The 20,405-nt window shown below is 48.8% G+C and carries 22 protein-coding genes and 1 riboswitch; of the genes, 18 read left to right on the top strand and 4 right to left on the bottom strand.

Going from position 1 to position 20,405, the window contains the following annotated elements; all coding sequences use genetic code 11:
* Positions 1–72 precede the first annotated feature (72 nt).
* Positions 73–714: an MBL fold metallo-hydrolase gene (locus SIC45_RS09775; protein WP_298787824.1), complete on the bottom strand. Its 642-nt coding sequence runs from the start codon at positions 712–714 to the stop codon at positions 73–75.
* A gap of 193 nt (positions 715–907) precedes the next feature.
* A riboswitch (glycine riboswitch) is annotated at positions 908–996 on the top strand.
* 155 nt (positions 997–1,151) lie between these two features.
* On the opposite strand from SIC45_RS09775, the gene gcvT reads away from it, so the two are divergent.
* The 3 genes from gcvT to gcvPB are packed head-to-tail and all read left to right on the top strand — an operon-like array spanning position 1,152 to position 5,123.
* A complete protein-coding gene (gene gcvT / locus SIC45_RS09770) occupies positions 1,152–2,276 on the top strand; it encodes a glycine cleavage system aminomethyltransferase GcvT (RefSeq protein ID WP_319632959.1) in 1,125 nt (374 codons plus the stop codon).
* Positions 2,277–2,293: 17 nt separating this feature from the next.
* A complete protein-coding gene (gene gcvPA / locus SIC45_RS09765; protein WP_319632025.1) occupies positions 2,294–3,655 on the top strand; it encodes an aminomethyl-transferring glycine dehydrogenase subunit GcvPA in 1,362 nt (453 codons plus the stop codon).
* Entirely contained in the window at positions 3,642–5,123 is a 1,482-nt protein-coding gene (gene gcvPB / locus SIC45_RS09760; protein ID WP_319632024.1) for an aminomethyl-transferring glycine dehydrogenase subunit GcvPB, read from the top strand. Before gcvPA ends, gcvPB begins: the two co-directional genes overlap by 14 nt.
* Before the next feature lie 70 nt (positions 5,124–5,193).
* Here gcvPB and SIC45_RS09755 read toward each other — a convergent pair whose 3' ends face one another.
* Positions 5,194–5,586 (bottom strand): rhodanese-like domain-containing protein, encoded by a 393-nt coding sequence (locus tag SIC45_RS09755; RefSeq protein ID WP_022793593.1) that lies wholly within the window; start codon positions 5,584–5,586, stop codon positions 5,194–5,196.
* A gap of 164 nt (positions 5,587–5,750) precedes the next feature.
* Between SIC45_RS09755 and SIC45_RS09750 the strand changes: the two genes are divergently transcribed.
* Positions 5,751–6,587: a biotin/lipoate A/B protein ligase family protein gene (locus SIC45_RS09750; RefSeq protein ID WP_298787815.1), complete on the top strand. Its 837-nt coding sequence runs from the start codon at positions 5,751–5,753 to the stop codon at positions 6,585–6,587.
* A 77-nt stretch (positions 6,588–6,664) separates the two neighbouring features.
* On the opposite strand, the gene dat is transcribed toward SIC45_RS09750, so the two are convergent.
* A complete protein-coding gene (gene dat / locus SIC45_RS09745; RefSeq protein ID WP_319632023.1) occupies positions 6,665–7,540 on the bottom strand; it encodes a D-amino-acid transaminase in 876 nt (291 codons plus the stop codon).
* A 235-nt stretch (positions 7,541–7,775) separates the two neighbouring features.
* On the opposite strand from dat, the gene mntR reads away from it, so the two are divergent.
* The gene (gene mntR / locus SIC45_RS09740) at positions 7,776–8,192 is read left to right on the top strand and encodes a transcriptional regulator MntR (protein WP_298787811.1); all 417 of its coding nucleotides are present in this window, start codon (positions 7,776–7,778) and stop codon (positions 8,190–8,192) included.
* Positions 8,193–8,210: 18 nt separating this feature from the next.
* Here the strand turns inward: mntR and SIC45_RS09735 are convergent, their stop codons facing one another.
* A complete protein-coding gene (locus SIC45_RS09735; RefSeq protein WP_298787809.1) occupies positions 8,211–8,582 on the bottom strand; it encodes a hypothetical protein in 372 nt (123 codons plus the stop codon).
* Positions 8,583–9,047: 465 nt separating this feature from the next.
* Here SIC45_RS09735 and SIC45_RS09730 point away from each other — a divergent pair, with 465 nt between their 5' ends.
* The 13 genes from SIC45_RS09730 (at position 9,048) to ahrC (ending at position 20,383) form a co-directional block, all read left to right on the top strand.
* Complete coding sequence (locus SIC45_RS09730; RefSeq protein ID WP_319632022.1) at positions 9,048–10,118, top strand: aminopeptidase P family protein; 1,071 nt, start codon at positions 9,048–9,050, stop codon at positions 10,116–10,118.
* A gap of 74 nt (positions 10,119–10,192) precedes the next feature.
* The gene (gene efp / locus SIC45_RS09725; RefSeq protein ID WP_319632021.1) at positions 10,193–10,750 is read left to right on the top strand and encodes an elongation factor P; all 558 of its coding nucleotides are present in this window, start codon (positions 10,193–10,195) and stop codon (positions 10,748–10,750) included.
* Between the two features lie 139 nt (positions 10,751–10,889).
* Positions 10,890–11,273 (top strand): hypothetical protein, encoded by a 384-nt coding sequence (locus SIC45_RS09720; RefSeq protein ID WP_298787803.1) that lies wholly within the window; start codon positions 10,890–10,892, stop codon positions 11,271–11,273.
* Between the two features lie 30 nt (positions 11,274–11,303).
* Complete coding sequence (locus SIC45_RS09715; protein ID WP_298787801.1) at positions 11,304–11,708, top strand: Asp23/Gls24 family envelope stress response protein; 405 nt, start codon at positions 11,304–11,306, stop codon at positions 11,706–11,708.
* A 97-nt stretch (positions 11,709–11,805) separates the two neighbouring features.
* Positions 11,806–12,219, top strand: a complete 414-nt coding sequence (nusB, locus tag SIC45_RS09710) for a transcription antitermination factor NusB (RefSeq protein WP_022793584.1) — start codon at positions 11,806–11,808, stop codon at positions 12,217–12,219.
* Positions 12,216–13,076 (top strand): bifunctional methylenetetrahydrofolate dehydrogenase/methenyltetrahydrofolate cyclohydrolase FolD, encoded by an 861-nt coding sequence (folD, locus tag SIC45_RS09705; RefSeq protein ID WP_298787798.1) that lies wholly within the window; start codon positions 12,216–12,218, stop codon positions 13,074–13,076. The genes nusB and folD overlap by 4 nt, the downstream gene beginning before the upstream one ends.
* A gap of 4 nt (positions 13,077–13,080) precedes the next feature.
* A complete protein-coding gene (xseA, locus tag SIC45_RS09700; protein ID WP_319632020.1) occupies positions 13,081–14,466 on the top strand; it encodes an exodeoxyribonuclease VII large subunit in 1,386 nt (461 codons plus the stop codon).
* Positions 14,466–14,702, top strand: coding sequence for an exodeoxyribonuclease VII small subunit (xseB, locus tag SIC45_RS09695; RefSeq protein ID WP_298788182.1), 237 nt, complete (start codon positions 14,466–14,468; stop codon positions 14,700–14,702). Before xseA ends, xseB begins: the two co-directional genes overlap by 1 nt.
* Positions 14,699–15,586, top strand: coding sequence for a farnesyl diphosphate synthase (locus SIC45_RS09690; RefSeq protein WP_319632019.1), 888 nt, complete (start codon positions 14,699–14,701; stop codon positions 15,584–15,586). The genes xseB and SIC45_RS09690 overlap by 4 nt, the downstream gene beginning before the upstream one ends.
* Before the next feature lie 858 nt (positions 15,587–16,444).
* Positions 16,445–17,056 (top strand): hypothetical protein, encoded by a 612-nt coding sequence (locus tag SIC45_RS09685; RefSeq protein WP_319632018.1) that lies wholly within the window; start codon positions 16,445–16,447, stop codon positions 17,054–17,056.
* A 10-nt stretch (positions 17,057–17,066) separates the two neighbouring features.
* Positions 17,067–18,965, top strand: a complete 1,899-nt coding sequence (gene dxs / locus SIC45_RS09680) for a 1-deoxy-D-xylulose-5-phosphate synthase (RefSeq protein ID WP_319632017.1) — start codon at positions 17,067–17,069, stop codon at positions 18,963–18,965.
* A complete protein-coding gene (locus SIC45_RS09675) occupies positions 18,962–19,789 on the top strand; it encodes a TlyA family RNA methyltransferase (protein WP_319632016.1) in 828 nt (275 codons plus the stop codon). Before dxs ends, SIC45_RS09675 begins: the two co-directional genes overlap by 4 nt.
* A 144-nt stretch (positions 19,790–19,933) precedes the next feature.
* Positions 19,934–20,383 carry a transcriptional regulator AhrC/ArgR gene (ahrC, locus tag SIC45_RS09670; RefSeq protein WP_091611696.1) on the top strand — a complete coding sequence of 150 codons (450 nt, stop codon included), beginning with the start codon at positions 19,934–19,936 and terminating at the stop codon, positions 20,381–20,383.
* Positions 20,384–20,405: the final 22 nt, after the last annotated feature.

Genomic DNA, 20,405 nt, shown 5'->3' with positions numbered 1-20,405 from the left:
AGCTTACATAATTTCAATTACTGTATTGAAATAGTAAGGAACCTCTGTTTAAAATCAGAGGTTCCTTACTGATTATGCACCAAACCCATTAATGAACGGATTGGAGTCCATTTCGGTTTCGATATCGGTAAAGGGCCCATGGCCGCAGGCTACTACCGTATTATCCGGGAGCTCAAGCAGCTGCTCGTGAATAGAGGCTAACAGTGTATCCATATCGCCTCCGTAGAGATCGGTCCGGCCGACGCCGCCTGAAAATAATACGTCGCCGGAGAACACCGTGTTTGTTTCTTTGTGCCAGTAAGACACACTGCCCGGCGAATGACCCGGCGTATGAAGCCATTGGAATTCAAAGCTGCCGAATTGAAGCGTTCCTTCAGCCTGAAGCAGGTGATCAGCGGGTTTTGTAGTGAATGCAGCCTCCGGCATCATACGTCCGGAGCCGTTTTTCTGTGGATCTCCGAGCCAGTCGCTTTCCTGTTCATGAAGATAAACAGGAATATTGTAGGCGTCCCGCACGGCATCAAGCGCTCCGATATGGTCAAAGTGGGCATGGGTTAACAGAATGACGACAGGGTGCAGGTCGTTTTCCTGAAGATAGGCGAGGAGTTTATCGGCATCTCCGGCCGGATCAATAATCACGACATTTTTATCATTATCATAAAGAACATAGCAGTTAGTCTGCAGTGGTCCTAGCGGAAGCTGTTTCCAGTTCATAGTTTCCCTCCAATTTTTATGCTGATTTTAGTATAAACAATATTTCATCGGGAAGAAATGGCCGATCCAAAGTGTGGGACGAATAATAAAAACAAATTTATCAGGAATGTTCGGTTTAATTTTTTTCAGCATTGGTTTTTATCTGAATTAGTGATAGAATATGAGCAAATAAAGAAGTACATATAATGCGCGGATGATGGTAAGGGGAGAGACTGCCAGGCAGCGCCGAAGGAGCAAACCGTAACAGGTGAATCTCTCAGGCAAACAGACTCTTACTGGACGCTCCTCTGGAGAGCGCTTCTTTTAGAAGCCACCCACGAAGACACTCTTTCCGTACGACGGAAAGGAGAAACTTTCTGGTTATAGGACAGAGCTTCCATAGTTTATGGAGTTCTGTCTTTTTTATGCTTTTTACTGTTTTGATTTTTCAGAAAATAATGAATGAGGTGATTTTCTTGGCGGAATTAAAACGAACTCCTTTGTATCCTGTGTATGAGAAATACGGAGCAAAAACGGTCGATTTTGGCGGATGGGAAATGGCTGTTCAGTTTTCCGGCATCAAAAACGAACATGAGGCAGTGCGCACAAAGGCCGGTCTTTTCGACGTTTCCCATATGGGCGAGGCGATTGTAGAAGGGGATGGGGCCGCTGAGTTTCTGCAGTATATGCTCACAAACAACATAAAAAATGCAGAGCCCGGAAAAGCACTGTATACTGCCATGTGCTATGAAGATGGGGGCACGGTTGACGATCTGCTTGTGTATCAGCTTGAAAAAGAAAAATACATGCTTGTGTTAAACGCAGCCAATATTGAAAAGGATCTGGAGTGGCTGCGTGACCATGTGACGAAAAGCGTAACTATTACCGATATATCAGAGGATACAGCATTACTTGCTGTGCAGGGCCCGATGGCAGAAGCGGTGCTGCAGAAAGTAACCGATGCTTCTCTTGCAGAGGTACTGCCTTTTCGTTTCGCTGCCGGAGCTTCGGTAGGGGAAACGGGAAATGTCATCATGTCAAGAACCGGCTATACCGGTGAAGACGGCTTTGAATTATACTGTCCGGCCGCGGAGGCGGTCCGCTGCTGGGAGACAATCATAAAAGCAGGAGAGCCTGAAGGGATCATTCCATGCGGTCTTGGCGCGCGGGACACCTTGAGGTTTGAAGCAAAACTCCCGCTGTACGGTCAGGAGCTGAGCGCAGATATTTCGCCGCTTGAAGCAGGCATTGGCTTTTGCGTCAAGCTGAAGCAGGAAGATGATTTTATTGGTAAAGAAGCTTTAAAAAAACAAAAAGAAGCGGGCTTAAAACGAAAACTCGTCGGCATCGAAATGGTTGATAAAGCAATCCCGCGCCCGGGTTACAAGGTACATAGCGACGAGGGAGTGGAAATCGGATGGGTCACTACCGGCACCCAGTCGCCTACGCTGAAAACAAACGTAGGGCTTGCACTTCTGAATATCGAATGGACAAATCTGGATCAGGCTGTCGAAGTGAATGTACGGGGCAAAGCTAAACGGGCGAAAGTGGCGGCTGTGCCTTTTTATAAACGGGAAAAATAAACAGAGGAGGCATCAGAATGGATTATCGCTACCTGCCGGTAACCGGCGAGGATAAGGAAGAAATGCTTAAAACAATCGGTGTGGATTCGATCGGTGAATTGTTTGAGGACGTGCCGGAAAATATTCGTTTTTCCGGGAAGATGAATCTGCCGAAGGCTCTTGGAGAAACGGACCTTCTAAAGGAAATGAAACGCCTGAGCGACAGAAATACTAACGTGCAGGACTGCGTCTCCTACCTCGGGGCGGGAGTGTACGAGCATTATATACCAACGGTCGTTGATCACGTGCTCCGGCGCTCGGAATTCTACACCGCGTATACTCCGTACCAGCCGGAAATTTCACAGGGCGAGCTGCAGGCAATCTTTGAATTTCAAACGATGATCAGCGAACTTACAGGGATGGATATCGCCAATTCGTCTATGTATGACGGGCCAACGGCGCTTGCGGAAGCAGCACTGATGGCCGCAAGTGAAAACAGGGGAAAACGACGCACCATCGTCGTCTCGGAAACGGTTCACCCCGAAGCACTTGATGTATTGAAAACATACGCTGCAGGCCCTGGACTTACCGTGAAAATTGTTCCCGAAAAGGAAGGGCACACGGACCTGGATAAGCTTGAAGACATGATTGATGCTGATACGGCAGGAGTGATCGTACAGTACCCGAACTTTTACGGTACTATTGAAGATTTAGCTGCTGTAAGGCAGGCAGCTGATAAAGAAAACTCACTGATGATTGTTTCGGCAAATCCTCTGGCGCTCGGTGCCCTGACACCGCCAGGACGTTTCGGGGCGGATATTGTGGCAGGAGACGCCCAGCCGCTTGGTATTCCAATGCAGTTTGGCGGTCCGCACTGCGGATTTTTTGCCACGACTAAAAAGCATATCCGGAAGGTGCCCGGGCGTCTCGTCGGACAGACGGAGGATGAAGCCGGAAGCCGCGGCTACGTACTGACGCTGCAGGCAAGAGAGCAGCACATCCGCCGGGATAAAGCGACCTCCAACATTTGCTCGAACCAGGCTTTAAACGCACTGGCTGCTTCTGTGGCGATGACGGCACTAGGAAAAAAAGGCCTGCGGGAAACGGCCGAACGAAATATTAAAGGCGCCCACTTTTTAAAGCAGCTGCTCAAGCAAAAAGGGATACAGATTGTCCATGAGTCACCGTCGTTTAATGAATTTGTCATCAATCTCGGCCGCCCGGCAGCGGAGGTAAATGAACAACTATTCCAGCATGGAATCATTGGCGGTTATGATTTAGGGGAGGTCTCTAAAGATAAAAACGGACAAATGCTTATATGTGTGACTGAGCTTCGGACAAAGGAACAGCTTGAAACCCTTGCCAATCATTTGGAGGTGCTTATACATGAAACAGTCTAACCAGCCGTTAATTTTCGAACAAAGCAAACCAGGCAGGGTAGCGTATTCCCTCCCGGAAACGAATATACCTGAGCAAAGCCTAAGTGATATTTTGCCGGAGGCGAGCATCCGGGAGGAAGAGCCGTCTCTGCCGGAGGTGTCCGAGCTGCAGTTAATGCGTCATTATACGGCGCTTTCGAATCGAAATTACGGAGTAGATTCGGGCTTTTATCCCCTCGGGTCCTGCACGATGAAATACAATCCGAAAATTAATGAAGAAACGGCCCGTATGGCCGGTTTTGCCGCTGCGCACCCGTATCAGCCGGAGGCGCAGGTGCAGGGAAATCTCGAAATGATGTACGACCTGCAGCAGGCACTTGCCGAAATAACCGGCATGGATGAAGTGACGCTGCAGCCGGCGGCCGGCGCCCAGGGAGAGTGGACCGGCCTGATGCTGATCCGGGCGCTTCACGAGGCTAACGGGGAAACAGAACGCACAGAAGTGATCGTTCCCGATTCTGCGCACGGAACGAACCCTGCTTCAGCAACGGTGGCAGGATTCGATCACGTAACGGTCCGGACCGATGCACGCGGACTGGTGGACCTTGAGCATTTAAAAGAAGTAACGAGTGAAAAAACAGCTGCTCTCATGCTTACGAATCCGAACACACTCGGTTTGTTTGAGGAAGATATTATGGAAATGGCAGATACGATTCATCAGGCCGGCGGCCGACTCTATTATGACGGAGCCAACTCCAATGCCATCATGGGTATCACAAGACCCGGGGACATGGGATTTGATGTTGTTCACCTGAATCTGCATAAAACATTCACCGGCCCTCACGGAGGCGGGGGCCCCGGCAGCGGGCCGGTTGGCGTAAAAAAAGAGCTGATCCCTTATCTGCCCGGACCGGTGCTTATGAAAGACAGCGGTAAGTACTACTGGGACAAAGACCGTCCGCATTCCATCGGCCGTGTGAAGCCGTATTACGGCAACTTCGGTATTAACGTGCGTGCCTACACGTACATCCGTACGATGGGCGCAGAGGGACTCAAAAAAGTTTCGGAGTATGCTGTATTAAATGCCAATTATTTAATGAGACGGCTCGAGCCGTATTTTGACCTTCCGTATGGCCGCCACTGCAAGCACGAATTTGTGATTTCGGGCCGCCGCCAGAAGAAGCTCGGTGTACGTACGCTCGATATGGCTAAACGTCTGCTTGATTATGGCTACCATCCGCCGACCATTTATTTTCCGATCAATGTGGAAGAGTGCATGATGATCGAACCGACAGAAACCGAAGCGAAAGAGACGCTGGATGCATTCGCAGACGCCATGATCGGGATTGCCAAAGAAGCAGAGGAAGACCCGGAAATGGTGCAGGAAGCACCTCACACTACCGTAGTCGGCAGGCTGGACGAAACGCTCGCAGCACGTAAACCAGTGCTGACATACAATACCGAAACGTCGCTCAAGTCTATGAAATAAAATAAGACGGGGTGGCCCCATGTCTTCAAAAATATAAAAAAGGAAGAGCATCTCCCGCTCTTCCTTTTAACTATGCGCTTTTTTTCTTTTTGCTGATTTTTCCTGTCCAGCGCTTGAAGCCGCCTTTCAGGTGATAGATGTCCCGGTTCCCTTTATGCTTTTTGATCAATTTTGCCGCTTGCTTTGAACGCATACCTGACTGACAGTATAAATAAACAGGCTGGTCTTCCCGGATTTCCACCATCCGCTGCTTCATCTGGGAAACAGGAATATTCCGGGCCCCGAGGATGTGGCCGCCGTCATATTCCTTCGGCTCCCGCACATCGATAAGCTGGGCTTTACGATAGCCTTTTATAAAATCTTCCTGTGGTAATGCAGTTAAGTCCTTCGGACCGACAAACCGGCGCACAATAAGAAAAACTAATACCGCAATAAGCACTACCCATAACCATTCAAATATCATATATATTATTTCACCTCTTTCCAGGTCGATTGCAAATTAATTATAACGCATAACCCTGTTGTTTTGCTAGATTTCTAATTAACGGGCGGTCATTTTTATATATGGAAAGCAGTGATCTCTGCTACAATGGAAATGGAAAAATCGAGAAAGAGAGATGAACATTAATGGCAAAAGATACTTGGCTTTTTATAGATTCGGGTAATCAGTCACCGGCCTACAACATGGCACTTGATGAAAAGCTCCTGCAGTGGCACAGCGAAGGGCAGATTCCTCCGGTGATAAGGTTTTACGGATGGAATCCGCCGACACTGTCGGTCGGCTATTTCCAAAAGGCGAAAAAAGACATTGATATGGACGCGGTGGAAAAGCACGGTGTAGGCTTTGTGCGCCGGCCGACGGGAGGCCGGGCTGTTCTGCATGATCAGGAGCTGACCTACAGCATTATTGTGTCAGAAGATCATCCGGAAATGCCGGAAACGGTGACTGAAGCCTACCGCGTGCTTTCGGAAGGGATTCTGCAGGGGTTTTTAAAGCTTGGTCTGGATGCTTATTTTTCCGTGCCGAAAACGAAGGAGGAAGAGGATTCATTGAAAAATCCCCGTTCGGCTAACTGTTTTGACGCCTCATCCTGGTATGAGCTGGTCGTAGAGGACCGGAAAATTGCAGGAAGCGCCCAGACAAGACAGCGCGGCGTCATTCTTCAGCATGGCTCGATTATTCTGGATCTTGATGAGGATAAATTGTTCGATTTGTTTAAATACCCGAGCGAGCGAGTGCGGGAGAGGATGCAGAAATCATTTAAAAACAAAGCTGTAGCCATTAATGAGCTGACAGACACCCCGTTTACACTGGCCGATCTGCGCGCAGCATTTAAGGAAGGATTTGCCGACGGTCTGAATGCCGGCCTGGAAGAATATCAGCTGACCACTGCCCAGGAACAAGAGGTGCAGGAGCTGGCTGCTGAGCGCTATCAGGCAGAGGAATGGAATTTCAGGCGCTGATACGGGCATAAAATAACGGAATTAAAATACAAAAGACCGCTCCGCAGCGGTCTTTTGCTGATTATACATAGCAATACTCAGTTATAGGTCACAAGCGGCTGGGTGTCGCCTGCTTCGAATAGTTCGACCTCCCGGCGGAATTCTCCAAGAAGTTCTCTCGTCACCGGAGAATCCCCGTACTCGGCTTCAAAGGAGCCCTGAACGGATCGCACAGGCACGATTTCAATTGAAGTGCTCGTCATAAACATTTCGTCAGCCTCCTGGGCCTCCTTAATGGTAAATGGACGTTGTTCAACGGGAATATTCAGCTGCTTTGCAAGCTGAAGCACATAGCGCTTAGTAATGCCTTCAAGAATATAGTTGCTCTGTGGGTGGGTAATAATTGTTTCATTTTTAACAATAAAGGCGTTAGTGGAAGAACCCTCCGTAATAACGTCCCCGCGGTGCTGGAGCGCCTCGGCGCAGTGGTGGTCTTCTGCAGCCCGTTTAGCGAGCACGTTTCCGAGCAGATTAATGGTTTTTATGTCACAGCGAAGCCAGCGGATGTCATCAGTGGCGTACACATCAATACCGTCGGTCTGTTTAGCAAACGGCACCCCAGCCGTCTTTGTAAAGCCGGTTAACACAGGGGCGGTACCGCGTTCATACAGATGATCCCGGGCCTGGACCCCTCTGGTCAGCTGAAAGTAAATATAGCCCGTGGTAAGCTCGTTTTTATCGATCAGCTGGCGGAGAAGCGATTTCATGGTATCGGGGGAATAGGGAACCACCAGGTCGAGTTTAGAAGCGCTGTCCTGAAAACGCTCAAGATGACCCTCCTGGAGGAACAGTTTCCCGTTGTACACCCGGATCACTTCATAAATGCCGTCGCCAAAATAATACCCGCGGTCTTCGAATGAAATAGCGGCTTCCTCTTTTGGAATGATGGATTCGTTATACATCACATAGCTCATGAATGCTGCCTCCTTCAATACTTTATATTGTACAAGATTGCACGGACGAAAAAAAGAAAAGCTCTTCAAAAGGGAAAGAATTATTCAGAAAACAAAAAAGTTTCTTAGGGGCAATTTTGAAATAAGGGTTAATTATAAGAGAAAGAAGGTTTGTTTTTTAGAAATAGTTTCGTTAAAATGAAGAAAGCCAATTTTTTTGTGTGACGGTTTTTATCATATTTATTGGAGGGTCTCGATGCCGACTCCTAGTATGGAAGATTATTTAGAGCGGATTTATCAACTGATTGAATCGAAAGGGTATGCGCGGGTCTCAGATATTGCAGAAACGCTCGAGGTGCATCCTTCTTCGGTAACAAAAATGGTTCAAAAACTCGATAAAATGGAATATCTGATTTATGAACGGTATCGGGGACTTGTACTGACTTCAAAAGGAAATAAAATAGGCAAGCGCCTGGTTTACAGGCACGAGCTGCTTGAGAAGTTTTTACATATTATCGGGGTGGAGGAAGATAAAATATATGCCGATGTGGAAGGAATTGAACATCACCTCAGCTGGGATGCGATCGACCGCATCGGGGACGTTCTTCAGTATTTTGAAGAGGATGACGAACGTGTGCAGTCGCTGCGCGATATTCAGCGTTCGTACGAATAAAAAGATCAGGCGTTTGTTTTACGCCCGATCTTTTTTTCGGTTTTTATTTCCCTGAATTACTTTCAGGTTTGCATCATTCCGTCGTCTGCTGGAGTTTTTAGCGGATTTTTTCTTCTGCTGCTTCTGGGCCTGTTTAAAATTTTTCGCCTGAGTGCCCTTCGCTGCCCCGGATCGTCCGGATGCGGCATTGGAGCCGGCTTGGTATTGGTTCATCATCGCTCGCTTCATAATAACTCTTGTGAAAAGAAAATATAATCCAACCGCGATGGCTGCACCAATAACAAGGTAGAGAAGCAGACCGAGCGGATCTGTTACGAGCCGGTAACCCACCCCTAAAATGGCAAGTCCCAGCACAACAGTGGCAATGGGATTCTTCAGCGCTTGCTGCATGGAACACACCTCTCGTTTCATTAAAATTTTCATCCGTTATCAGGGGGCATGGTGAACTGTATCGAAATTAAGCAATTAGTATAGTGCATTAAATAGTGAAAATCAGAAATGCTCTGGCTCTCTTTTTCCCGTACGGAACAGTTTTATTAAGAAGATTTACTTCAATACCCGCTGTGTACTGCGGTAAAACTATAGGCGGAAAATAACAGCAGTTCGCAGAGGCATAAAGCGTGAGGGGATGCATAGAGCATTAATCGAAATAGTACTTAAATTTTACAATAAAGATTTAAAATGCGCTACTTTTAACTATTCCTTATACGGTAATCATATTATTCCCATATTTTAATGAAACTACACGTAATATATAAAAGAGCTCCCTTCTCGCTGCTGATGCCTGTTTCCCTTCCGCGCGTTGTGTTACGATTAACAAGGAAGCAAAGTTAATCCAAAAAGAGGTGTCGGTAAATGCATGAGATCACAGCACGTATTCGGGAAGACCTTGAGCATAAAAAGCTTGATGCACTTGTCATACAAAGTCCCTACAACCGCCGTTATGTGAGCGGTTTTACCGGTTCGGCAGGTACGCTGATTATCACTAAAAAATCGGCACGGCTGATTACAGATTTTCGTTATGTCGAACAGGCTAATGACGAAGCCCTTGATTTCGACGTAATCGAGCAGAAGGGTTCGGCATGGGATATGGTCGAAGAGATTGCCCAAAAAGAAGAAGTGAGTTCTATTGGATTTGAAAAGCAGCATGTAACCTATGCGCAGTTTGAAGATATGAGAGAAAAATTGAGCGGATCTCTTTCTCCGGTATCAGGCATCGTGGAGAAGCTTCGGGTTTATAAATCAAAAGAAGAAGTGGAAAAGCTGCAGACAGCGGTCAATATCGCTGAAGATGCGTTTGAACACATTAAATCGATCATTGCTCCAAACATGACCGAGCTCGATGTCAGCAATGAACTGGAGTTTTATATGAGAAAAAACGGAGCAGCAGGATCTTCGTTTGATATTATCGTTGCTTCGGGATGGAGAGGTGCTCTTCCTCACGGTATCGCTTCCGATAAAGTGATAGAAGACGGGGAGCTGGTGACGCTTGACTTCGGGGCCTATGTGGACGGCTACTGCTCGGACATTACAAGAACGCTCGCTGTCGGCGAACCAATTGATGACATGAAAAAAATATATCAAACCGTATATGAAGCCCAGATGAAAGCCGTGGAGCAGGTTGGGCCGGGAATGACCGGGAAAGAAGCAGACGCAATCGCGCGGGAGCATATTAATAAAGAAGGGTTCGGCGACCGCTTCGGACACAGCCTCGGTCACGGTCTTGGCATGGAAGTGCATGAACAGCCCGGTGTTTCCCCGAAAAGCGATGTCGAGCTCGAGCCGGGCATGGTAATTACCATTGAACCGGGGATTTATGTTCCGGAGCTTGGCGGCGTTCGAATAGAAGACGACGTTCTTATTACCGAAACGGGCAGCCGGAAGCTCAGTTACTCTGCAAAAGAGCTGACGATTGTCGGCAATTAACCGGGAGTGCGTATAAAAAACTGGACAGCTGTGATATAGTAATAATCGATCAATTGAAGAGTGGAGGAACGTTTATGGTTTCAGTTAACGATTTTAAAACAGGACTCACCATTGAAACAGACGGCGATATCTGGACAGTTGTCGAATTCCAGCACGTAAAGCCTGGAAAAGGGGCAGCATTTGTCCGCTCGAAGCTTCGCAGTCTGCGTACGGGTAACATCCAGGAAAAAACTTTTCGTGCTGGTGAAAAAGTAAATAATGCACATATCGAACGCCGGAAAATGCAGTACCTGTATGCAAGCGGTGATGTGCATACATTTATGGACATGGAAACGTTTGATCAAATGGAGCTGACAAGCGAGCAGCTGAAATATGAATTAAACTTTCTAAAAGAAAACATGGAAGTATCCATTACCAGTTATGGTACAGAAACGCTTGGTGTTGAAGTACCTAACATGGTAGAGCTCGAAGTTAAAGAAACAGATCCGAGCATTAAAGGAAACACCCAGTCCGGAGGATCCAAGCCGGCAGTGATGGAGACCGGCTACCGTCTGCAGGTTCCTATTTTTATTGAAGAAGGCGAGCGGATCGTCGTCGATACAAGGACTGGGGCATACGCCTCCCGTGCTTAAAAACTAACGGCCTGCCATTGGGGAGGCCGTTTTTTCTTGAACAATACACACAGGCGGCTGTGGACCGATGAAATTGCAGAATCACCGTGATATAATGAAATGGAATTTTGAGCGGTAATACGGAAAGAGAGGCTATTATATGGAATGGAATGATTTAACGGAAGGCGCAAAAGCGGTACTCGAACAGACCCGCAATATGAAAAGCGACCAGATTCAGATCGTGGAATTTGAAATAGGGTTTGAGCACCAGTACGGGGAACCCGGCCATGAATATACGGTGTCCATTCAGGAAGAGGATTACCAGAGCATTAAACAATTTGCTGAAGAAAACGAGTACGGTGAAAAGTATCATATGGCCCGGAACAAGGATATTGTCAAATTGATTCTGCTTGAGAAAGGAAAAATTCCTGATAATCTTTCCGAATATCCCGTCTTCCGCCAGTATAAGTATGAGTATGTACAAAAACAGAAGGAAGCGGAAGAAAAAGAAAGAGCAGAGGCAGAGGCGGAGCAGGAAGAATAAAATCATGCTGCATAGAAAGCGGGGAGCGCTGTGAGCGAATACACGCTGCTTACGATAGGTGAAGAAAAAGAAAGCCTGGGAAATATTGAGATCGCCCGGGACGTGATTGAAGTAGTGGCAAGCATTGCCGCGCTCGAAGTCGAAGGGGTATACGACCTGCAGGGCAGCATCGCAGATGATGTTGCAGAGCGTTTCGGACGGAAATCATACGGAAAAGGCGTGAAGGTGGACCTGAGCGATAGCGGTGCGGTGGTGACAATCAGCATGCTGATTCACTACGGAAGCTCTGCGCCCGTCACGGCTAAGCAGGTCCAGGAAAACATTCAGCAGACCGTACGGGGAATGACAGATATTCACATCGATGCGGTGAACGTACACATTATCGGCCTGCAGTTCCCTGAAGAAGAGCAGTCGTTACAGGAACAGGAAAAATGACCAGGGAGGGCTGTCCCGCAACCGCTTTTCGGGGGAGCCGTCCTTCTTTCATTTACGAATACGGCTCCGGGTACATAGGAGAAAAGGAGAACACGAAATGAATCGACGTTTAGCCAGGCTTCGGTCCGTACAGGCACTGTACCAGATGGATATTACAGATGTTGATGCAGACCAGGCAATAAAAAATTCCATGCTAGAGGATGAAGAAGCAGATGAATTTCTGATTTCTGCGGTGCATGGCGTATGGGAACACCTTGTAGAAATTGATGAACGGCTCGTAGACCAGCTTGAACACTGGACACTGGAACGGGTTGGTAACGTGGACCGGGCTATTTTAAGAGAATGCGTCCATGAAATGTTATATGTGCCTGATATTCCGCTTCACGTCAGCGTCAATGAAGCTATTGAACTGGCCAAAGCATTCGGTGGTGTAGAGGCAGGGAAATTTGTCAACGGCGTATTGTCGAATATTTTAAGTGACTGTGAACGGGAAGGGAGAGAAAGCGAATGAGCGCCCAGCTGATCAGCGGCAAAGAAGTAGCAGCTTCTTTGCGTGAAGAAATTAAGCAGGAGGTCGCCTCCTGGAATAATGGAGAGCAAATACCGGGACTTGCCGTAGTTTTAGTAGGAGACAATCCGGCTTCGAGGTCGTATGTTAAAGGAAAACAGAAGGCGTCTAAAGAAGTCGGAATCCATTCAGAATTAAAAGAACTGCCTGAGTCGGTGACTGAAGAAGAACTTCTGCAGATTGTAAAGGATTATAACGACAATGCGGATATCCACGGAATTCTTGTGCAGCTGCCGCTGCCAGATCATATTTCGGATAAAAAAGTAATTGAAACTATTTCGCCGGATAAAGATGTTGATGGATTCCATCCTATTAATATCGGCCGGATGATGACTGGCCAGGAAGCATTCCTCCCTTGTACGCCGTACGGCATTATTAAAATGCTTGAATACGTCGGCGTTTCAATTGAAGGCAAACATGCTGTTGTCCTTGGACGAAGCAACATTGTTGGTAAACCGATGGGGCAGCTGCTTTTAAATAAAAATGCCACGGTTACCCACTGCCATTCGCGCACAAAAGATCTGGAGTCATATATGCAGTCGGCAGATATTTTGATCGCGGCAATTGGCCGGCAGGAATTTGTAAAAGGAAAGGATATTAAACCGGGAGCTGTCGTGATAGACGTTGGGATGAATCGCAAGGATGACGGCAAGCTGTGCGGAGATGTTGATTTTGAGGAAGTGAGCGAAAAAGCCTCGTATCTCACACCGGTACCGGGAGGCGTCGGTCCGATGACGATCACGATGCTCCTCTACAACACGCTGCAGTCCGCTAAACGCTTTCAGCGGCAGGAGGCATGACGTCATGCAGTCACCTGCGGATAAATGGCTCTCCGTTTCCCAGCTGACGGGGGCGATCAAGCGCTCTATCGAACAAAACCCGGGGCTGCAGAAGGTATGGCTCCGCGGAGAAATCTCGAACTTTAAAAAGCACAGCAGGGGACATATGTATTTCACCCTGAAGGACGAGCAGGCGAGAATATCGGCAGTGATGTTTGCCGGAAAAAACAAAAATCTTTCCTTTATGCCGGAAAATGGCATGAAGGTGCTCGTTACAGGCAGTGTCTCTGTGTACGAGCCTTTCGGGCAGTACCAGATGTATGTGAACGCGATGGAGCCGGATGGTATCGGCCAGCTGTACGTACGCTTTGAACAGCTGAAAAAACAGCTGGAGACAGAGGGACTGTTTGCAGCGGAGCACAAGCGCGCGCTCCCTCCCATCCCAAGACATATTGTCGTCATTACGTCGCCGACGGGTGCGGCCATACGTGACATCGTTTCCACGCTGAAGCGGCGTTTCCCGCCGGTGAAAATCACGCTGTTCCCGGTGCTGGTGCAGGGAGAGCAGGCCCCGGGGTCAATCACACGGGCTCTTGAGAGAGTCGAAAAAATGAGCAGCGCGGATATGGTCATCGTTGGGCGCGGAGGCGGCTCTATCGAAGACCTGTGGGCGTTTAATGAAGAAGTGGTCGCACGGGCTATTCGGAACGTAATCGTACCGGTTATTTCCGCTGTTGGACACGAAACAGATGTTACGATTGCCGACTTCACGGCGGATGTGCGCGCAGCAACGCCGACAGCGGCTGCCGAGATAGCTGTCCCGATGATCAGCGAACTTGAAGAAAAAGTCCGACAGCTGCAGAATCGCCTGCACCGGCAGATGCATTATAAAGTTCAGGAACAGCGCACCCGGCTTGCCAAGCTCCGCCGTTCGTATGCATTTAAATACCCGGCCCGCCTGTTCGAGCAAAAAGAACAGGACCTTGACCGGATGATGGAACGGCTCGAAAAGCAGGCGGTGCAGACAGTGAAAACAAGCAGACAAAAGCTTGAAGACACAGAAAAGCGGCTTATGCGCCAGCACCCCGAGCGCTTAATCGAACTTGAACGCCAAAGAATGTACGAAAAGCGGGCCCGGCTGCAAAAAGCGATGAATCAGCAGGTGGAACGGATAAAAGCCACCTTTGCAAAATCGCTGCAGGCGCTTGAACTTCTGAACCCGCTCGCCATTTTACAGCGCGGGTACAATGTTGCTTACGATGAAAATGATAAGGTGCTGACTTCGATTGCCCAGGCAGACGAAGGAAGCAGCCTGCGGATGTATATGACAGATGGATACCTGCAATGTGAAGTTAAAGAAAAAGGGGAAGACGGCTTTGAGGCACTTTCCCGTCCGGAAAAGGAGCGGTAATCTTGGCAGAACAAGAACAATCATTTGAACAGGCAATGGAAAAGCTCGAGCAGATCGTAGAACGGCTTGAGGAAGGCGAAGTGCCTTTAGAAAAAGCGATCACGATGTATCAGGAGGGTATGACGCTTTCCAACACGTGTCACGAAAAGCTGCAGAAGGTTGAAAAACAGATGGACGAAATTGTGGACGAAAATGGAGAGGTAACACCGCTTGAAAACGAGGAGCCGGGCGAATGAGTGGGGAGCTCCAACATTTTTTCGATACATACCGGCCGTCTGTCGACCGCGCTTTAACTGACCGTGTAGGTGCATTGAAAACGCCGGAGACGCTGAAGGATGCAATGCTTTATTCCCTTGAAGCGGGGGGGAAGCGTGTGAGGCCGCTGCTTTCACTGGCCGTGCTTCAATGCTACCGCCCGGTGAAAGAAGAGGATCTTCCGGCTGCCTCTGCAGTGGAGCTGATTCATACGTATTCACTCGTGCATGATGATCTGCCCTCGATGGACGATGATGACTGGCGCCGGGGACAGCCGACGAATCACAAAAAATTCGGGGAGGCCGCTGCCATCTTAGCCGGGGACGCCCTGCAGACGACAGCCTTTTCCTTGATTGTGGAAGCAAAACGGCCTGCTTCTGCCGCTGCTAGACTGAAGCTGGTACAGGAGCTGGCTGCTGCTTCAGGGAGCGAAGGCATGGTCGGCGGTCAGATGGCTGACCTTGAAGGGGAGAAGCAGAGCCTTACCCTGGAAGAGCTTGAATACATTCATCATCACAAAACGGGAGATCTTTTGACCTTTGCCGTGGTCTCCGGAGCGTTAATAGCAGAAGCGGCAGACGAAGATGTGGAAAACTGGCGGGCGTTTGGCCGGGAGCTCGGTCTCGTTTTTCAAATCAAGGATGACATTCTGGATGTCGAAGGATCTCTTGAGGAGATGGGGAAATCCTCTGGAAGCGATGAAACGAAAGAAAAAAGCACCTATCCAAAACTGCTGACACTGGGAGGGGCAAAAGAGAAACTTGCCCACCATATTGAACAGGCAGAAAACGTGCTGGAGCGCATGACAGTAGATACGTCTCTTTTAACCGCGTTTCTTCAATATATTGGACAGCGTAACCACTAAAACAGAACGAATTAGTTTTCAGAACAGACAAACCATGCTAAAATAATTTTGAAAAGTTGAATGGTGCAGTATCCTAGTCGGTTCTCCATTTTCGAAGGCGGGCCTAAAAATCCGCTGAAGGGCACATCGATGAAGTTCCTGGCGTCGGCTTGCGGCGCCCAGCCCTGGGTCGGTGCTGGGAGTTAAGGCGTAAGGGCGATCCACAATGGCATGTGGGCGCGAACCCTTTCGCCGTGGAGGCTGCGGTGATGCATCCGGGTCATCCTGGAAGACGGATACCGTCCCGGGTGCATGCTGCGGTAAGACCTGTTGCAAAGGCCAAGGGAAGGCCTTTCAACAGCGTAGCCTGCCTTGAGTGGAACAGCGGGGAGGTTGTTCAATTGGTATCATACCGGTAGGCCAACTGGTATGGGACCCAACAACTGAAACCTGTTCTGCAAAAGAGGATAAGAAAGTGGCACGGAACTGCCGGGGAAAACCCCTAGGCTGTTTGACGCACGTCCGGAGTGGATTGCAGTGTGGTCTGAGTGGTAATTCAGTCGAACTGCCGGTGACGGCGTTCACCAGGCATTAAAGGGAAACCACCGATTCGGCGACGAATTGGCTGCCTGGTGGGAAATCCTACTGGACCTAAGCCACAAGGTTTACGCTCCGGGCGACCATTCAACTTTATACATAAGCAGTTGAAGAAGCGCTGACAGGCGCTTTTTTCTTTTACGTGAGTGTTTGAGGATAAAGCGGGGAAAAGCTTAAATGTATGTTATTTAGGGTATAAACAATCAGGCCAGGGCATAAAATGATATTAAAAGAATGAGATGTACGTTATGATAAATACAAAGAATTTGGTGATAAGTGAACATGAATAATTTATGGAGAAAATCGCTCCAGTGGAGTACGTTAATTGGGTTTGTCACCCTGATACTTGCAGCAATCTTCTCAGTAGTCTCGACAGCAGTGCTTTCGGGAGTTGGCTGGGCGATCGGCATGGTCGTCGTGCTGATCATCGTATTTACCGGTGTCATCTTTGACGTGATCGGCGTAGCTGCCACCGCGGCAAAGCCACGGCCGTTCAATGCCATGGCTGCCAAAAAAGTGCCGGGGGCTTCCCACAGTGTATTTATTCAAAGGAATGCCGACCGGGTCGCGAACTTTTGTGCCGACGTGATCGGTGATATCAGCGGGGTTGTGAGCGGGACGGCCAGCTCGGCCGTTGTCGTGCAGCTTGGTATGACGATTGGGACAAATAACAGCTCCAACGGCCAGCTGATTCTGAGTACTATATTCACAGCTGTGGTGGCAGCGCTCACAGTCAGCGGAAAAGCACTTGGGAAAACATTTGCGATCACGTACGCGAACAATATTGTTTTTCAGGTAGGAAGAATCTTGTATTTTATTGAGAATAAGTTAAAGATTAAGTTAATTCCAAAGAAAAGAAGATGGAAATCATCAGCAGAAAAACATAGCAGGTAGGGGGATTCAAATGAACCTGGAAACGATCCAAGACCCTGGATTCATGAAGCAGTACAACGATAAAGAACTAAAAGCGCTGGGTGAAGATATACGGGCGTTCCTGATTGAAAAATTATCCGTTACCGGTGGTCATCTCGGTCCCAATCTCGGAGTAGTGGAATTAACGCTCACCCTGCACCAGCTGTACAACACACCAAAAGATAAACTCATCTGGGACGTTGGGCACCAGTCATACGTGCATAAAATCTTAACCGGACGTGCGGATCGCTTTGATTCACTGCGCCAGTACCAGGGGCTTTGCGGCTTCCCTAAACGTTCAGAAAGTGAACATGACGTATGGGAGACCGGCCACAGCTCAACGTCACTGTCCGCAGCAGAAGGAATGGCGCTTGCAAATCAGCTGAAGGGCGAGGACGCCAAAGTTGCCGCTATCATTGGTGACGGTGCTCTTACCGGAGGCATGGCCCTCGAAGCACTTAACCATATCGGTCATGAACAGACGGATGTCACTATTATTCTAAACGACAATGAAATGTCTATTTCTCCGAACGTAGGGGCGCTTCACAGTATGCTCGGCCGCATTCGCACAGCCGGTACTTACCGAAGAACGAAAGAAGACGTCGACCATATGCTGCGCAGAATTCCTGCGTTCGGCTCGAAGCTTGCTTCCTACGCCGACCGGATGAAAGACAGCATGAAGCAGATGGTTCTGTCCGGCATGTTTTTTGAAGAGCTTGGATTTACGTATCTCGGCCCGGTAGATGGCCATGATCTTGATGATCTGCATGCCAATATTAAATACGCCAGAGACACTAACGGCCCGGTGATTGTGCATGTGCTGTCCAAAAAAGGCAAAGGCTACACACCGGCGGAAAACGATGCCAAGGGAACCTGGCACGGACTTGGACCATATAAGATCGAATCCGGTGAAGTAATCAAAAAACCGGCAGCCGCGCCTGCCTACAGTGCTGTCTTCAGCAATACCCTGCAAAAAATAGCAGAAATGGATTCCCGTCTTGTGGCTGTGACCGCTGCTATGGCCGGTGGCACGAAGCTCGACACGTTTGCGGAAAAATTTCCGGATCGCATGTTTGACGTAGGTATCGCCGAACAGCACGCCACGACAATGTCAGGTGCGCTTGCGACGCAGGGAATGAAGCCGGTATTCGGGGTGTACTCTACGTTTTTGCAGCGGGGATACGACCAGCTGGTGCATGACGTCTGCCGCCAGAATCTGAATGTGCTCTTTGGGATCGACCGTGCAGGCCTCGTCGGTGCTGACGGGGAGACGCACCAGGGCGTTTTTGATATTGCATACCTGCGGCACCTGCCAAATATGAAAATACTGATGCCTAAGGATGAAAATGAACTGCAGCACATGCTGTATTCGGCTTTTCATAATGACGATGGCCCAACAGCCGTCCGCTATCCGCGTGGTAATGGACTCGGGGTGGAGATGGACGAAGAGTTTCAAATGATTCCTTACGGCAAATGGGAAATCGTCCGGGAAGGCACAGACTGTACGATCCTCTCGTTTGGGACAATGCTTCCGATCGTAGAGGAGGCAGCTGCCGAGTTAAGCGGACAGGGAACCAGTGTCCGTATCGTTAACGCCCGTTCAGCCAAGCCGCTTGACGAAGCAATGCTTGAAGAATTAGCTGAAGAAGGCAAACCGGTGCTGACAGTGGAAGAAGCAGCACTAAAGGGAAGCTTTGGAAGTGCAGTGCTTGAATACATGGCCGACCATGAGCATGACTCGCTTCCAGTCCGCCGGATGGGCATTGCTGACTACTACGTCGAGCACGGCAGCGTGCCGGAGCTTTATGAGGAACTGGGTCTCACTCCAGAGAAAGTAGTGGAAAAAGTGACGGCGATGACCAGTAAAGAAAGAACAAATATCCGGGGATGAATAAAGAACGAATTGATACGCTGGTAGTGCAGAAGGGACTGTTTGATTCCCGGGAAAAAGCCAAACGGGCAATCATGGCAGGTCTTGTACTGGCAGATGATGAAGTGGTGGACAAGCCCGGGACAAAAATCAGTGATGAGGCAGCTTTGCGCCTGAAGGGCAAACAGATGCCATACGTCAGCCGAGGCGGTTTAAAGCTGGAAAAAGCCATTCAGTCGTTTCAGCTGGAGCTGCAGAACGCCGTGGTACTCGATGTCGGGGCCTCCACCGGAGGCTTCACGGATTGTGCGCTGCAAAACGGAGCTTCTATGGTATATGCTTTGGATGTCGGCTACAATCAGCTCGCCTGGAAGCTGCGCCAGGATTCACGGGTAGAGGTAATGGAAAGAGTGAATTTCAGGTACCTCGATAAAAGTCAGCTGTCGCGGGGGCTGCCCGGGATGCTGATCGCTGATGTATCCTTTATTTCCCTGGAAAAGCTTTTCCCTGTGATGCCGCAGGTGCTGGACGAAGGCGCCGGCTTTTGCGTACTCATCAAGCCACAGTTTGAAGCGGGACGGGAGAAGGTAGGCAGAAAAGGAATCGTCAGGGACCCATCGGTGCACAGGGAAGTACTGGCAAAAACAATCCAGTCAGCCGAAAGCGTTGGTTTAGCACCGGAAGCGCTCGATTTTTCCCCGATTACCGGGGGAGACGGCAATATTGAATATCTGCTGTACGGATCGGTATTAAGCGATAAACCGTCTCCTCCCGGGGAGGAGCGAATAGAGGCTGTCGTCCGGGAAGCACACGAGTCATTCAAGAATAAACTGGAACCTTCGTAAACGCCGATGCCCGTCGGCGTTTTTTTTTATTTGGACTATGGTTTCAAAAGAATTTTTAAATCAACGCATGCTATTTACTCATAAACTTGTATAATTATAATGAAATAGTTATGATGAAAGTAGTTTTGCACAGGAGGTTTCGGGATGAATAAGGGACAGAGACACATAAAAATCAGGGAACTAATTTCAAATACAGACATAGAAACGCAGGATGATTTAGTAGCAAGACTCCGGGGAGACGGCTACAACGTAACTCAGGCGACGGTGTCGCGGGATATTAAAGAGCTTCATCTTGTAAAGGTGCCGATGATTGACGGCAGATACAAGTACAGCCTGCCTGCCGATCAGCGCTTTAACCCCATGCAGAAACTAAAACGGGCACTTGTGGACAGCTTTGTCGGCATTGATCATTCGGAGAATTTAATTGTCATGAAAACACTGCCGGGAAACGCCAATGCGGTAGGGGCCCTGATTGATAACCTGGACTGGGAAAACATTATGGGCACCATTTGCGGCGATGATACGATTCTCATTATCTGTAAGCAGAAGGAACATTCACCGGAGATTGTAAACCGATTTTTAGAAATGCTTTAATGCTAATTGGAAATGGGGTACA

It is taken from the genome of Marinococcus sp. PL1-022 (genome assembly GCF_033845285.1).
Classification (GTDB): Bacteria; Bacillota; Bacilli; order Bacillales; family Marinococcaceae; genus Marinococcus.
This window is presented reverse-complemented; position numbering and strand designations above follow the sequence as displayed.